This is a genomic window from Nicoliella sp. ESL1113, assembly GCF_058509245.1.
The window spans coordinates 163,255-177,137 of sequence record NZ_CP196387.1 but is presented as its reverse complement, the minus strand read 5'-3'; the positions used below and the strand labels follow the sequence as shown (position 1 = coordinate 177,137).

The window sequence follows — 13,883 nt, the reverse complement described above, 5'->3', positions numbered from 1 at the left end:
CACGTAGTAGCTACGTTACTTTAATATTGTTTCATAATTTGGGTTATTATACAAAAATTTAAAACCTGACAAAAAAAAAACATTGCCATCATAGCAATGCTTTCAATCAATTTAAACGATCCGTCTAACTACGTGATTGACCCTTCTTGACCAGTGTGGATCTGATAAGCTAGAGATGCCAACCCCATGCGTATCGGTCGATGGGGAGTCATTTAAGAACAACCCCCGACCAAGATAAATTCCAACGTGACAAAATGCCCCCTCCTTCTTATCGTTAAAGAAGAAGATGTCACCACGTTTCATACTATTGTAGTTTACCGAACGTCCTTGCCTAGCTAAAGTATAAGTAGTAGTAGATGCTACTGGACCAACGTTGACCCCTGCTTTAGCGTAAATATATCTAATGAATGAGGAGCAATCAAAATGATGCCCAGCAATACTGGCTGCATTTCTACCTCCACCCCATGAGTAAGGTGATTTGCCAACCAATGCTTCACCAGCTTTAATTGCAGCTTCAATTTTAGCATTCCCACTATCTAACCCACTAAGGTTAAATTCCATGTCTTTGCCATCAATATAATAATCAGTGCCATCCTTAGTTACTCGGAAATAGCCTTCTTTTTTGTTGGTGTACTTACGGTAATTAACGGTCAACCATTGATCAGTTAACCCTAGGCTACTTGCAGTCCCCAGTTTTTCAGCATCCTTAGTTTTAGCTGGCGCAGAATAAACATTAGCATCTGCATTCGTAACTTTCATTTTTGCACTCATGCTGCCTTGTTCTTTAACATATTGCTTGTCTGCACTTAACTTACTGACATTATTAGCTTTCAAAGTGCTACTGTTGACAGCCTTACTTGCAGCTGCACTTAACTTATATGACTTTGCATAACTAGCACTAGTTTGTTGCCGATTATCAACCGAACTTGCATTACTACTATTGGATTTAGTTGAATTTGTACTATTTGAAACGGGTTCGCTCTGCCCACTAGCGGCTGAGCTTGCGCTACTACTATTAACATTAGCATTACTGCTTTGCGTAGATGTAACAGCTGCATTACTAGCAGCACTAGCATTCGTATCCGCTAACACACGGCTACTACCAATTGTCAATGCGCCAATAAAGGTCGCAGTTGTAATTGAAAGCGTATAGATGCCGCGCTTTATTTTATAATTTAAGATTTTTAATCACTCCCGTACTTTCCGAAAAAACAACATCATAATTATATAATATTAAATATTCTGTTATAAAGATTAATCATAAAATGTAATCTAAATGTAACAGCGGCTTTAAAAGCGTTTCATTAACTAAGGGCAGGGTTTGAGATGAATTATCATTAAATTCTCATATATGAAAAATAACTTAAATAAAAATAAACCTTGACATTCTTTTCTAATCATATTATTATAAAAACATCAATTAAATCGAAATATAAGGAGGCGAAACCATGCTAACGAAAAAGATGATTGTAGCAAATAAGTCATTTAATAATAATACCAATTCAAATTACAATAATAATAATCGAAATAGTAATAATAATAATTGTAATTCGTATGGGTATTTCTTTAGCGTGGTAACCGCCTAAAACTAACTTGTATCCATACTTAATCGGAAGTGTGGATACCCTTTTAAATTCTGTAATACCAAAAGGACCCGCATTTCACTTAAAAGATGCGAGTCCTTTTTATTTCAATCAAGTTATTATTGCCCCGTAGTTCAATGGTAGAATACCGCACTGTTAATGCGTAGGTTGTTGGTTCGAGTCCAACCGGGGCAGTTGCTTCCCACTTTGGGAGCATAATTAGATCACTTCATTGCTCAATAGTTCAATGGTAGAATACCGCACTGTTAATGCGTAGGTTGTTGGTTCGAGTCCAACTTGAGCAGTTGTCTCCCGCTTTGGGAGCATAATTAAATCTTACTTTCTTGCCCCGTAGTTCAATGGTAGAATACCGCACTGTTAATGCGTAGGTTGTTGGTTCGAGTCCAACCGGGGCAGTTGTTTCCCACTTTGGGGAGCATAATTAAATCTTACTTTCTTGCCCCGTAGTTCAATGGTAGAATACCGCACTGTTAATGCGTAGGTTGTTGGTTCGAGTCCAACCGGGGCAGTTGTTTCCCACTTTGGGGAGCATAATTAGATTACTTCATTGCTCAATAGTTCAATGGTAGAATACCGCACTGTTAATGCGTAGGTTGTTGGTTCGAGTCCAACTTGAGCAGTTGTCTCCCGCTTTGGGAGCATAATTAAATCTTACTTTCTTGCCCCGTAGTTCAATGGTAGAATACCGCACTGTTAATGCGTAGGTTGTTGGTTCGAGTCCAACCGGGGCAGTTGCTTCCCACTTTGGGGAGCATAATTAAATTACTTCATTGCTCAATAGTTCAATGGTAGAATACCGCACTGTTAATGCGTAGGTTGTTGGTTCGAGTCCAACTTGAGCAGTTGTCTCCCCTTGGGAGCGTAATTAAATATCACTTTCTTGCCCCGTAGTTCAATGGTAGAATACCGCACTGTTAATGCGTAGGTTGTTGGTTCGAGTCCAACCGGGGCAGTAAGAAATCCCATGCTGTTGATCTCAGGCATGGGATTTTTGTTTAGAACTATTTAATTGCGTTCAAAGCATGGGTAAAGCAGTTTAGTGAACAGTTGATTTCAGCCTTGATAATTGAGTAATTATAATCAACATCTTTTTCAGTAATTTGATCTAGTGGGGTCGTATTCAAAAAGTTAACGAAGCGGTCAATATCTTTAATCACATTACTTTTTTCATTCGTCCCATCCAAAGCGTTGATAATGTGAGAACGGGTTCTCCGTAATGACGTTAAAACCTCTGTTTGTCTTGCTTGATCCATCATAAAATCCCCTTTCATAACTATCTTGTTAATATTATAAATAGAAATGAACTTTTAGCAATTAATTAGCACACAACCTATCTATTCAATTTCAATCCCCTTCGTTCTTAAATTGGCTAAACACTCTGCCAGGTACGCTGCATCGTGTTCGGGATAGATCGGCGTTGTTAGATCAACTGGTGGCAGGTCATGATATGGCTCACAGGTACTACCACGGTAATTCGGATCTACCCACCGTTCGTCTGGGTGGTAAACACGCCGATGCATTTCAGCCATTACCAATTCATGAAATTGAAATAGCTTATACGGCGAATAGTTAAATACATAATCAACGGTCGCATGCTTCTTTCCCCATCCATTTCCGCGTAGTGCACACGCTTCACGGTGCTGCCCTAATAATTGTTGGCGGGGCAATTTGGTAATCAAACTCTGGTGCCAAAGTCGCATCTAAGTATCCCTCCTTAGTTCTTGAATTATTCTAGAATCCAACAGATAATCCACTTGATATTTATCAGTCAGTGTCACTAAAAACGGTCCCAATCGATCATCATCTGGGGTTAATTGATCCAACAACTGAACGTATTGGTTCCGTTCTTCAGGAGTCGCCACCTTCTTAAAGTAGCCCCAAACATGCTGGTAGGCAGTCGTAAGCGTCGCCTTCGTCGGCTGGAGATGCTCTAAATCCAAAAGGAGCTGTTGATACTCAATACGCTTGGCAGCCGTCCAATCATTATTCTTAGCCAGTTGGCGAATATGATTATACGCCTGTTGAGAATGCGCCATTACCCAATATTTATTGTAGGCCCAATCTTTTTGCCATTGTTCCAAGTAAGTCACCATCCCATCTTATGATAAAAAAATAACAGGTAATAGTGACTTAACACCGTTTACCTGTTATCATTCTTAGCCGATATTCTCGATTCGTTTGTTTCTACTTATATAATACCGCAACCTAACAAAATGTCAAGCTAACCTGGAATTTATTTAATTATTCCAGAATCAAATTCATATTAATATAATCTTGAATGGGGTTGTGCTAAACTAAAATCAAAATCTTAAATAGTAAGGTGATAAGTATGTCATACAAAAATGATAATGACGATGTTGATAACATCGATGATTTAAATGATATTTTTGATGAAGATAATTACAGTGATGAAGACGCAGATCCACTCGAAGATTTGAGTGGTGATGGAAACCGCGTTGTTAATGATAATGCTCCCGATGATAACAACGACAATTGGGACGATAACGACGATGATACGACCGATGACTTTGACACTGACACTGCCGATGATGATGATCGTGACATCACGGATGACATTGGCGAAGATACTGCCGAAGATCGCGATGACTATGACAATCCAGTTGACGACGATCCTGACGATTCTGATGAACAAAATTTTAATAACCCAGACGATACTGATTCCTGGGAATAAATAATGGAGGAAATTTAGAATGGAATTCTTTGAATTAAATGATGGTAACAAGATGCCAGCAGTTGGTTTTGGGACTTACAAATTAACTGATCCCGCTAACACTGCCGACATCGTTGATGATGCAATTAGTGCTGGTTACAGATTGATCGATACTGCACGGGTATATACTAATGAAGCTTTAGTTGGCCAGGGAATCAAACAAAATGGGATTCCACGTGACCAGTTGTTCGTTACTTCCAAGGTTTGGATCAGCGATAACGGGTACGATAAGACCAAGAAAGCGATTGATAGTTCCCTTGAAAAATTACAATTAGACTACCTCGACCTCTACCTCATTCACCAACCTTATGGTGATAACTATGGTTCCTGGCGGGCAATGGAAGAAGCGCAAACCGCAGGTAAGATCAAATCGATTGGGGTTTCTAATTTCCCTGATTACCAAATTACCGATTTAGCGCAATTCAACAAGGTTAAACCAGCGATTAACCAAATCGAAATCAACCCTTGGAACCAAGAAAAGGCCACGGTCGATTACCTTAAGAGTTATGGCATCCAACCAGAAGCCTGGGCCCCATTTGCACAGGGTTACGACCATATCTTTACTAACCCGACCCTTTCGCAAATTGCCGAAACTCACGGTAAGGGCGTGGGTCAAGTAATGCTCAGATGGTTGTTCCAACGCGGCATCGTTTCAATTGCCAAAAGTGCCAAACCAGAAAGAATCAAGGAAAACGTTGATATCTTTGATTTCAGCCTTTCCGATGATGAAATGAAACAAATCGATGGGCTTGATAGAAAGGACGGGGTCTCAGCTGACCATACCGATCCCAAGACGGTCTTACGACTCAGTCAATACACTAATAACTTAAACGGTTTAGACTAATTTAAAAACCATTTCCGAAAATTCGGAAATGGTTTTTTGTTTAATCATGTTGCAGATATCGATAAGCCTGTTGCCCCGCCTGACGCCCAAAAATGACGGTTTCTGCAATCGAGTTTCCACCAATTCGGTTATCACCATGTAAACCACCGGCTACTTCACCACCAGCGAACAATCCTGCAATTGGCTGCCCATTGTGATTCAGTACCTGGGTCAGTTGATTGACCTTTAAGCCCCCCATTGTGTAATGAACCGCTGGGGCAACGTGGATCGCAAAGAATGGGGCATGGCTCAATTGCCGCTCCATTCCCGTCCTTCTCCCAAATGATTCATCGAAATGATTTGCGACCGCGTGGTTCCATTGTTCAACGGTTGCTTGCAGTGTTTCTGTATCAACACCGATATTTACGGATAGTTCGGCTAAACTAGGGCCATGTTCAACCAGCCCAATTGAGTCGTAAAATTCAATTGCCTTTACCTGTTCACGAACGCCCTGATCAAAAATTAGATAGGCACTCTTATCCGCCAGTCCATTGATCGCAGCGATGACATTCTTTCGGGTCGCTAGTTCATTTACGAACCGTTTCCCGTTCGCATCAACTAAAATTGCTCCCTCTCCGCGCACCGCCTCACCGATTAAAAAGGCATGGTCGTTATCCTGCTGAACGGTGGGATGGACTTGAATTTTATCCATGTCAACAAGGGCCGCTCCGATATCGGTTGCTAATTTGAGCCCATCGCCAGTCGCCCCAGGTTGATTCGTGGTGCGGTAGTGAACGAGGTCGGGCCGATACTTTGCAATAACGGACTTGCTAGCGCCAAAGCCCCCCGTTGCCAGAATCACGGCAGATCCGTTAATCTGCTTTTGGGATCCATCGGTTAGCTCTGCAACCACCCCAGTAACCTTATCAGCATCTTTAATCAATTTTTGAACAGTGACTTGATTAAAAACTGGAATGTGGGCTTTTTCAATCAACTTTAAAAGCGAAGTGACTAAGAAATTACCAATTGGGGCCATACTGCTAGGACGGTGCGTCCGCTTCGTATTCATCCCGCCAGTGATCGTAACATCATCCAATTTAATTCCATGGTCGGCGAGCCAGTCAATTGCCAATGCCGCGTGCGTTGTAAAGTAATGCAGCATCGCTTGGTTGTTCTGCTTGTCCCCGCCAATAAAGGTATCGTTGTAAAAAGCATCAAAACTATCCACGATGTGATGATTTAACTGCACCTCAGTTTCGGCAGCATTCATCCCTGATGATGCCCGATTGGTATTCCCACCGAGTTGACCCATCTTTTCTAAAATCACTGGATGTACCCCCAACTCATATGCTTGTAATGCAGCGACCAACCCAGTTGATCCAGAACCAATCACGATCAAATCGTACTCATTAGCAAGTTCTGCGATCGGATTGGGGTTAAAAATAAACTTTGCCATTAAAATTCCTCCTGCGTAATTATTAATTTCGTTAATTCAATTTAATCATAAATTGATTCAAATTGCTGATTGAGCGTTTTTGTTTACACATGTAAACCAAAATGGTATATTATACCCGTAGAACAGTTCGATAAAGGAAGTGATATGGTGAATGATACAGTTAGTATTACTAATTCTGAATGGTGCGTAATGCGAATCGTTTGGACGCTAAAGCAGTGTACGAGCAGAAGCATCATTGATGAAATGGAAAAAAAGAACCGCTGGAAGCCGTCAACTACCAAAACGTTAATCACTCGGCTCAAGAATAAAAACTATCTGAACACTAAAAAGAACGGCAGTGGATACATCTACTCACCAAACATTAGTGAAAAGGATGCCATGAATGCTGTTTCAGTCGACTTATTCAATAACATGTGTGAGATGAAAGTGGGCAAAGAAGTCGGGACGATTATCGATAATTTTTCGATCAGCAAGGATGATATCCAAATGTTAATCGATAAATTGAACGAAAAGAAGAAAACGGCTCCCGATAAGGTTCAATGTAACTGTTTAGATGATCAATACATGAGATGTGGAGATGACATGGAATGAAAGACGATAAGATGAATGGTATGAAAATGAATGATAAGGATATGCAAAAGATGCACCATGATGATAAGCATGATAGCTGCTGTACGGTTGATGAAAATGGTCATAAGCACTGCAGCCACGACCATCAACACCATGATGACAAGGATTCAGAAGACAGCGGTAATGACGATCAAGACCACCACGGTATGAAAATGAATCACGATGATCATGATATGAAAGGCATGGACATGGGTCATGGTGATCATGATATGAAGGGCATGGACATGGGTCATGGTGATCATGATATGAAGGGCATGGACATGGGTCATGGTGATCATGATATGAAAGGCATGAACATGGATCACGGTCATCATGATATGAAAGGCATGGACATGGGTCATGGTCACCATGATATGAAAGGCATGGACATGAGCGGTGGCGGAATGATGATGATGCATGGTGGCCACATGATGAACATGGGAAATCTAAAACAAAAGTTCTGGGTCTCCTTTGTCTTAATGATTCCAATTTTGATCATGTCACCAATGATGGGCATGAAGCTGCCCTTCCAATTCTTCTTTAAGGGATCGGATTGGGTCGTTGCCATTTTAGGGACCATCTTATTCTTCTATGGTGGCAAGCCATTCTTTAGTGGTGCTAAGGGTGAATTAGAATCGAAACAACCCGCCATGATGTCATTAATTTCAATGGGGATTTCGGTTGCGTATGTTTACAGCCTTTATTCAGTGATTCACAATAATTTATCTAATAGTGGCACGATGGTCAGCAATTTCTTTTGGGAATTAGCTACCCTGATCGTCATCATGTTATTGGGGCACTGGATCGAAATGAATACGATCATGAATGCTGGCTCCGCCGTTGATAAACTTTCTAATTTATTGCCTAACACCGCCAGTGTGAAGCAACCTGATGGTAGCTTTAAGGCGATTTCATTAAATGACTTAAAAAATAACGACATCGTGTTAGTCAAAGCTGGTGAAAAGATTCCAGCCGATGGTGTGATTATCGATGGTAGTGGTAAGGTCAACGAATCGCTAGTTACTGGTGAATCCAGAAGTGTTGACAAGAATGTCAATGATAAAGTGATTGGTGGTTCTACCAATGATGATGGTAGTATTCAATTCAAGGTTACAGGGACTGGTGATTCTGGATACCTTTCCAAGGTAAAGGACTTAGTTTCCAGCGCCCAAAACAGTAAGTCGAAGAATCAAAACCTTGCTGATAAGGTGTCTGGCTACCTCTTTTACGCTTCATTATCCATCGCCATTGTTGCATGGCTGATTTGGAGCTTCGTAAGTGGTGTTTCATTTGCCACTACCACTGCCGTTACCGTTTTAATTATTGCATGTCCCCATGCATTGGGGCTGGCAATTCCACTGGTCGTTTCACGGACGACAGCCCTTGCGGCTACCAATGGATTATTGATTAGAAATCGGGATGCATTGGAAGGAACCAAGAAGTTAAAATATGCACTAATGGATAAGACTGGGACACTAACCCAGGGGCAATTCAAGGTCAACGTGGTAAAGAGTCTTTCTGATTCACTTTCAGATTCCGATGCCCTTAAGTTAATCGCTAGTGCCGAACAAACCTCTAGCCACCCGTTAGCCAGTGGGATCTTAGCAGCTGCTAAGGAACGGAAGTTGCAGCTAGAAAGTGCTGAGAACGTTAAGCAAATTACTGGTGCTGGATTATCAGCAACCATTAATGGCCAGGATTACCAAGTGGTTTCTAGTAAGTATCTCACTGAACAAAAGATTCAATTTGATGAACAACAATTCAACCAAGTTGCTTCACAGGGGAATACGGTTAGTTATTTAGTTGCTAATGGTAAAGCTCTTGCCCTAGTTGCTGAAGGTGATCAAATCAAGCCTGATTCAGATAAGATGGTCAAGTACTTGATTTCCCAAAATATCCAACCTGTAATGTTGACTGGTGATAATGCGCAAACTGCGAATAAGGTTGCCAAAACGCTTGGTATCACTAAGGTGGAAGCTAATTTGAAGCCAGAAGACAAGCAAAAATTAGTTACCAAGTATCAACAAGCTGGTGCCGTCATGTTCATTGGTGACGGGGTCAACGATGCCCCCAGTTTGGCTAAGGCTAACTTAGGAATTGCGATCGGTTCTGGAACCGACGTTGCGATTGATTCAGCCGATGTTGTCTTAGTTAATAGCGATCCAAAAGATGTCATCGCCCTGTTGAAACTAGCTAGATCATCTGAAGATAAGATGGTCCAAAACCTCTGGTGGGGAGCTGGATATAACATTATCGCCCTCCCATTAGCAGCTGGTATCTTAGCATTTGCTGGAATCATTCTAAGCCCAATGGTTGGAGCAATTTTAATGTCAATGAGTACGGTGATCGTTGCCATCAATGCAATGACCCTGCATATCGAAAAATAAGTTGCTTTTACTTGATGTTTAATAAAAAAGGGTTAGGATAGATATTGACAAGGACGTTTGGATATATCGATAAAAACGAAGCCAATTAAATGGCTTCGTTTTTTTTATGTTCTAAAAAATTTCGAAATTAGATTTAAAATACGTTATACTAAGTTTGTTAATCCAATATAATCTTTCATAATTAAGGGGTCCTTTGTATGAGCAATCATAAATTTTTAATTATCAGCATTTTAGCATTTGTAACTTTGTCCAGCTTTAAAGTAACTGAAAGTGCTCAAGCAAAAGAAACGATTACATACCAATCAAAAGTTAAAAAAACAACCATGTACAATAGTTTACCCACCTCTAAAAAGGTAAAGGGGAAAAGCAATTACAAGCTCTCTGGGTCATTTTCATCAGCATCGATTGCTTCGGTTCATGGGGTCAAATACGCACTCCTCACTAAAAATGGTAATAAAGTCGGCTGGTTCAAATTAAGTACTCTTAATAAGATCACAACTAAGACAACTACCGTTAAGAAAAAAACAAACCCAAGCACTAATACAACAAAAACATCTACCGCGGTTCAAAACACGAATAGCAATCCATCAACGGATACAAATCAAACAACCAATACCGATCCGAATGCATCCACTGCAATCCCTAACATGGATTACAGTAACGCCGCTAGCAATAACCCAAGTAGCACCGTTTTAAGTTTAATGAATCAAAGTGGCGTTAACTGGGACGATCCTAATACCCTTTCCGCAATTTCTCAATCAGCACTCAACCAACTTAACGCAATTAGAAATGCTTCAGGGATTGCTTCACTAACGATCAATGACCAATTAACTAAGATTGCTCAAATGCGGGCACAACAAATTGCATCTAACTTCAACCATCGGGATGCGAACAACAACCTAATTGCATATGATGATGCACAACAACTAGGCCTTGATATTAATAAGCACTCTACTTTCCTTGCTGAAAATCTGGGGAAGTCCTTCTACGTTGGCGGTGATACCCCCGCTTCTGTTAGCAATAAAATTATCACTGCCTTTCAAGCTGAGGGTCCTGAAAATGGTGACGGTAATGAACATGGTCACTACGTCAATGACATGGATTCAAATAATAAGGAAGTCGGGATTAGTTTTTATCATGCTGCTGGCACTAATGATTTATATATGGCAATGGAATTTGGTAATTACTACAATTAAATATGATTAAATATAAAAAACGGGCTGAGTCGCAAGCAATTGCGCTTCAGCCCTTTTATTTTAGTAAGTTATCAAGGTCCATCACTCAATCTCGATTTGACATTTTAATAAATCCATATATAATTAAAAACTAATTAGAATCAATTATCAATTTTAATTTTAATCACATCTAAATTGATAAAACTAATGAAGGAGTTGTTCACATGGCAAACGAAAATAAGCATTTAACAAAAGAGGAGCGTAAATATTACGCAAAAGCTTCCAGAATTAAATACTTTGACATCGTTATCAAATCTGGTCAGGGAGCCATTTTAACGGATGCTGACGATAATAAATATATTGATTTATTATCCAGCGCTTCATCCACTAATACTGGTCATTCCCATCCCAAAGTTGTAAAAGCCATTCAAGATCAAGCTGCTAAGCTAATTCAGTATACCCCCGCTTACTTTGCGACCGAACCGGAAACTAGGCTTGCAAAAAGATTGGCTGAAATTGCGCCAATCAAGGGGGCTGCTAAGGTTACCTGGGGAAATTCAGGTTCAGATGCTAACGACGCAATCATTAAGTTTGCGAGAGCCTATACAGGACGTCAATACATAGTTAGCTTCACCGGTGCTTATCACGGTTCTACTTATGGTTCCATTACAACATCAGGCGTGAGCTTAAACATGACTAGAAAAATTGGGCCATTGTTACCTGGTGTTGTAAAGGTGCCCTTCCCTAGTCCTTGGTACAAACACGAAGGTGAGACTGAAGACGAATTTATCGATCGAATGTTCGAAGCCTTTAAATTACCATTTGACACTTACTTACCCGCTGATGAAACAGCGTTAATTGAAATCGAAGCCATTCAAGGTGATGGTGGATTTGCTAAGGTCCCAGAAAGATACATGAGACAGGTAGCTGAGTTCGCCCATGAAAATGGCATCTTATTAGCAATCGATGAAGTTAACCAAGGGTTAGGACGAACTGGTAAAATGTGGTCAATTGATCACTTCCCAGATATCCATCCCGATCTAATTGCAGTTGGTAAGTCAATTGCTTCGGGATTACCACTCAGTGCCGTAGTGGGACGGAAGGAAATTATGGATTCATTAGGAACCCCTGGGAATGTTTATACGACTGCTGGAAATCCGGTTTCAGCAGCAGCAGCTCTTGCTACTTTAGATGTTATTGAAGAAGAGCACCTCGTTGAAAGAAGTCATGAACTCGGTCAATATGCCGAACAGTACTTCCAAGACTTAAAAAAGCAATTCAATTTCATCGGGGACGTACGATTATACGGTTTAAATGGTGGAATTAACATCGTTGACCCTAATACTGGAAAGGCAGATGATAAAGCAGCAACTAAGTTAATTTATCGCATTTTTGAACTAGGAGCGTTAATGATTACCGTTCGCGGTAATATTTTAAGGTTCCAACCTCCGTTAGTCATTACTAAGGAAGAACTATACGAAGGATTAGAAATTATAAAACATGCCATGAATGATTTAAAGAATGGTATAATTAAAGATTCAGCGGCCTTGAAAGGCATTGGCTGGTAAAAATAAAAGGAGTTTTGTGTATGTCTGTTTGGAAAAAAATGAATGAAAAAGTGGACTTCCGCTTTTATCAAAAGAAGGATCAGGCCCTCGAAAAGAATCTAACCGTTAAGGACTTCTTGGCATTAGGACTTGGGACCATCCTTTCTACCTCAATCTTTACGCTTCCAGGAATTGTGGCTGCGCTACATACTGGTCCAGCGGTTGTGTTCTCATATTTAGTTGCTGCCATCGTTGCTGGTTTAGTTGCCCTAAACTATGCTGAAATGGCGTCATCATTACCATTTGCCGGATCCGCTTATTCATGGGTCAGCGTGGTGTTTGGAAAGTTCTGGGGCTGGATCGTCGGTTGGGCGTTGCTAGCTGAATACTTAATTGCCGTTGCCTTCGTGGCATCTGGGCTCTCCGCCAATGTGAAGGGATTAATTTCACCATTAGGTTGGAAATTACCTAACTCCCTCGCATATGGACTAGGAACTAACGGTGGGGTCGTTGATATTATTGCCGTCCTAACCGTTGCAATCGTTTCTTTCATCCTATTCTTAGGTGATGATAAGAGTTCTAAGGTTGCTAACCTATTGGTTGTACTTAAGTTACTTGCCATCGTTACGTTTATTGTGGTTGGTGCTACTGCCATTAAGGCGCAAAACTACGTTCCATTTATTCCTGCTAATAAGCCAGGAACTGATTTTGGTGGTTGGCAAGGAATCTACGCTGGTGCTTCAACCATCTTCCTATCCTACATTGGGTTTGATTCAATTGCTTCTAACTCTGCTGAAGCTAAGAACCCTAAGAAGACAATGCCTCGTGGTATCATTGGTTCATTGATCATCGGTACGATTTTCTTCGTCTTTGTTTCATTAGTATTGGTTGGAATGTTCAAATACACTAACTACGCTAACAACGCTGAACCAGTTGGTTGGGCATTGAGACAACAAGGTCACGTAATCATTTCTTCAGTTGTTACTGCAGTTGCCGTTCTTGGAATGTTCACTGCATTGATCGCCATGATGATGGCTGGTTCACGTTTGATCTACTCATTTGGTCGTGACAAGATGCTTCCTAAGGTTGCTGGTAAGCTTAACAAGAACCACTTGCCAAGTGTTGCCCTTTGGGTTATCACAATCGTTGGAATCGTCATGGGTGGGGTTTTCCCATTCACATTCTTGGCTGAATTGATTTCAACTGGGACTTTGATCGCATTCATGTTCGTATCCCTTGCAATGTACCCACTTAGAAGACGTGAAGGTAAGGACTTGCCAGTTGCACCATTCAAGGCACCATTTTACCCAATCTTCCCTGCCCTTGGTTTCTTGGGTTCACTCGCCATCTTCTTAGGGCTTGATTACGAAGCTAAGGTTTACTCCGTCGTTTGGTTCATCATCGGGGTAATCATTTACTTCACTTACAGTATCTCCCATGCTAATTCAGCAATTCCTGATCAACGGGATCAAGAAACTAGCGAAGAAGTTAAATAGTTAAATCGATAAAGACCATCACATTTCTAATGTGGTGGTCTTTTTGTGTATAATT

At 40.8% G+C, this 13,883-nt stretch carries 13 protein-coding genes and 8 tRNA genes; 16 read left to right on the top strand and 5 right to left on the bottom strand.

Annotation, left to right across the window (positions count from 1 at the left end):
- Positions 1-111: 111 nt before the first annotated feature.
- Complete coding sequence (locus ACSYTJ_RS00890; RefSeq protein WP_491719914.1) at positions 112-1,113, bottom strand: C40 family peptidase; 1,002 nt, start codon at positions 1,111-1,113, stop codon at positions 112-114.
- 335 nt (positions 1,114-1,448) lie between these two features.
- Here ACSYTJ_RS00890 and ACSYTJ_RS00885 point away from each other — a divergent pair, with 335 nt between their 5' ends.
- From ACSYTJ_RS00885 to ACSYTJ_RS00845, 9 genes are all read left to right on the top strand, one after another.
- Positions 1,449-1,586: a hypothetical protein gene (locus ACSYTJ_RS00885; RefSeq protein WP_491716992.1), complete on the top strand. Its 138-nt coding sequence runs from the start codon at positions 1,449-1,451 to the stop codon at positions 1,584-1,586.
- 120 nt (positions 1,587-1,706) lie between these two features.
- Positions 1,707-1,778, top strand: a tRNA-Asn gene (locus ACSYTJ_RS00880).
- 38 nt (positions 1,779-1,816) lie between these two features.
- A tRNA-Asn gene (locus tag ACSYTJ_RS00875) sits at positions 1,817-1,888 on the top strand.
- A 40-nt stretch (positions 1,889-1,928) separates the two neighbouring features.
- Positions 1,929-2,000, top strand: a tRNA-Asn gene (locus ACSYTJ_RS00870).
- Between the two features lie 41 nt (positions 2,001-2,041).
- Positions 2,042-2,113 (top strand) — tRNA-Asn (locus tag ACSYTJ_RS00865).
- Between the two features lie 39 nt (positions 2,114-2,152).
- Positions 2,153-2,224, top strand: a tRNA-Asn gene (locus ACSYTJ_RS00860).
- Between the two features lie 40 nt (positions 2,225-2,264).
- Positions 2,265-2,336 (top strand) — tRNA-Asn (locus tag ACSYTJ_RS00855).
- A gap of 39 nt (positions 2,337-2,375) precedes the next feature.
- Positions 2,376-2,447, top strand: a tRNA-Asn gene (locus ACSYTJ_RS00850).
- A gap of 38 nt (positions 2,448-2,485) precedes the next feature.
- Positions 2,486-2,557 (top strand) — tRNA-Asn (locus ACSYTJ_RS00845).
- Positions 2,558-2,605: 48 nt separating this feature from the next.
- On the opposite strand, the gene ACSYTJ_RS00840 is transcribed toward ACSYTJ_RS00845, so the two are convergent.
- From ACSYTJ_RS00840 to ACSYTJ_RS00830, 3 genes are all read right to left on the bottom strand, one after another.
- Positions 2,606-2,857 (bottom strand): hypothetical protein, encoded by a 252-nt coding sequence (locus ACSYTJ_RS00840; RefSeq protein WP_491716991.1) that lies wholly within the window; start codon positions 2,855-2,857, stop codon positions 2,606-2,608.
- Positions 2,858-2,938: 81 nt separating this feature from the next.
- Entirely contained in the window at positions 2,939-3,304 is a 366-nt protein-coding gene (locus ACSYTJ_RS00835) for a TIGR02328 family protein (RefSeq protein WP_491719913.1), read from the bottom strand.
- Complete coding sequence (locus ACSYTJ_RS00830) at positions 3,305-3,685, bottom strand: YbgA family protein (RefSeq protein ID WP_491719912.1); 381 nt, start codon at positions 3,683-3,685, stop codon at positions 3,305-3,307.
- Between the two features lie 248 nt (positions 3,686-3,933).
- Here ACSYTJ_RS00830 and ACSYTJ_RS00825 point away from each other — a divergent pair, with 248 nt between their 5' ends.
- Positions 3,934-4,296, top strand: coding sequence for a hypothetical protein (locus ACSYTJ_RS00825; RefSeq protein ID WP_491719911.1), 363 nt, complete (start codon positions 3,934-3,936; stop codon positions 4,294-4,296).
- Positions 4,297-4,315: 19 nt separating this feature from the next.
- Entirely contained in the window at positions 4,316-5,179 is an 864-nt protein-coding gene (locus ACSYTJ_RS00820) for an aldo/keto reductase (protein WP_491716987.1), read from the top strand.
- Positions 5,180-5,219: 40 nt separating this feature from the next.
- On the opposite strand, the gene ACSYTJ_RS00815 is transcribed toward ACSYTJ_RS00820, so the two are convergent.
- The gene (locus ACSYTJ_RS00815; RefSeq protein ID WP_491719910.1) at positions 5,220-6,614 is read right to left on the bottom strand and encodes a flavocytochrome c; all 1,395 of its coding nucleotides are present in this window, start codon (positions 6,612-6,614) and stop codon (positions 5,220-5,222) included.
- 147 nt (positions 6,615-6,761) lie between these two features.
- On the opposite strand from ACSYTJ_RS00815, the gene ACSYTJ_RS00810 reads away from it, so the two are divergent.
- The 5 genes from ACSYTJ_RS00810 (at position 6,762) to ACSYTJ_RS00790 (ending at position 13,828) form a co-directional block, all read left to right on the top strand.
- Positions 6,762-7,205 carry a CopY/TcrY family copper transport repressor gene (locus ACSYTJ_RS00810; protein ID WP_491719909.1) on the top strand — a complete coding sequence of 148 codons (444 nt, stop codon included), beginning with the start codon at positions 6,762-6,764 and terminating at the stop codon, positions 7,203-7,205.
- Between the two features lie 356 nt (positions 7,206-7,561).
- Positions 7,562-9,610 (top strand): heavy metal translocating P-type ATPase, encoded by a 2,049-nt coding sequence (locus ACSYTJ_RS00805; RefSeq protein WP_491720117.1) that lies wholly within the window; start codon positions 7,562-7,564, stop codon positions 9,608-9,610.
- A gap of 197 nt (positions 9,611-9,807) precedes the next feature.
- Positions 9,808-10,806: a CAP domain-containing protein gene (locus ACSYTJ_RS00800; RefSeq protein WP_491719908.1), complete on the top strand. Its 999-nt coding sequence runs from the start codon at positions 9,808-9,810 to the stop codon at positions 10,804-10,806.
- A gap of 203 nt (positions 10,807-11,009) precedes the next feature.
- Entirely contained in the window at positions 11,010-12,353 is a 1,344-nt protein-coding gene (locus tag ACSYTJ_RS00795; protein WP_491719907.1) for an aspartate aminotransferase family protein, read from the top strand.
- A 20-nt stretch (positions 12,354-12,373) separates the two neighbouring features.
- Complete coding sequence (locus tag ACSYTJ_RS00790; RefSeq protein WP_491719906.1) at positions 12,374-13,828, top strand: APC family permease; 1,455 nt, start codon at positions 12,374-12,376, stop codon at positions 13,826-13,828.
- Positions 13,829-13,883: the final 55 nt, after the last annotated feature.

Bases quoted from the DNA above. Each gene is read 5' to 3' on its own strand.
- ACSYTJ_RS00885 (WP_491716992.1), top strand. From the start codon at position 1,449: ATGCTAACGAAAAAGATGATTGTAGCAAATAAGTCATTTAATAATAAT.
- ACSYTJ_RS00840 (WP_491716991.1), bottom strand. From the start codon at position 2,857: ATGGATCAAGCAAGACAAACAGAGGTTTTAACGTCATTACGGAGAACC.
- ACSYTJ_RS00835 (WP_491719913.1), bottom strand. From the start codon at position 3,304: ATGCGACTTTGGCACCAGAGTTTGATTACCAAATTGCCCCGCCAACAA.
- ACSYTJ_RS00825 (WP_491719911.1), top strand. From the start codon at position 3,934: ATGTCATACAAAAATGATAATGACGATGTTGATAACATCGATGATTTA.
- ACSYTJ_RS00820 (WP_491716987.1), top strand. From the start codon at position 4,316: ATGGAATTCTTTGAATTAAATGATGGTAACAAGATGCCAGCAGTTGGT.
- ACSYTJ_RS00815 (WP_491719910.1), bottom strand. From the start codon at position 6,614: ATGGCAAAGTTTATTTTTAACCCCAATCCGATCGCAGAACTTGCTAAT.
- ACSYTJ_RS00805 (WP_491720117.1), top strand. From the start codon at position 7,562: ATGAAAGGCATGGACATGGGTCATGGTCACCATGATATGAAAGGCATG.
- ACSYTJ_RS00800 (WP_491719908.1), top strand. From the start codon at position 9,808: ATGAGCAATCATAAATTTTTAATTATCAGCATTTTAGCATTTGTAACT.
- ACSYTJ_RS00795 (WP_491719907.1), top strand. From the start codon at position 11,010: ATGGCAAACGAAAATAAGCATTTAACAAAAGAGGAGCGTAAATATTAC.
- ACSYTJ_RS00790 (WP_491719906.1), top strand. From the start codon at position 12,374: ATGTCTGTTTGGAAAAAAATGAATGAAAAAGTGGACTTCCGCTTTTAT.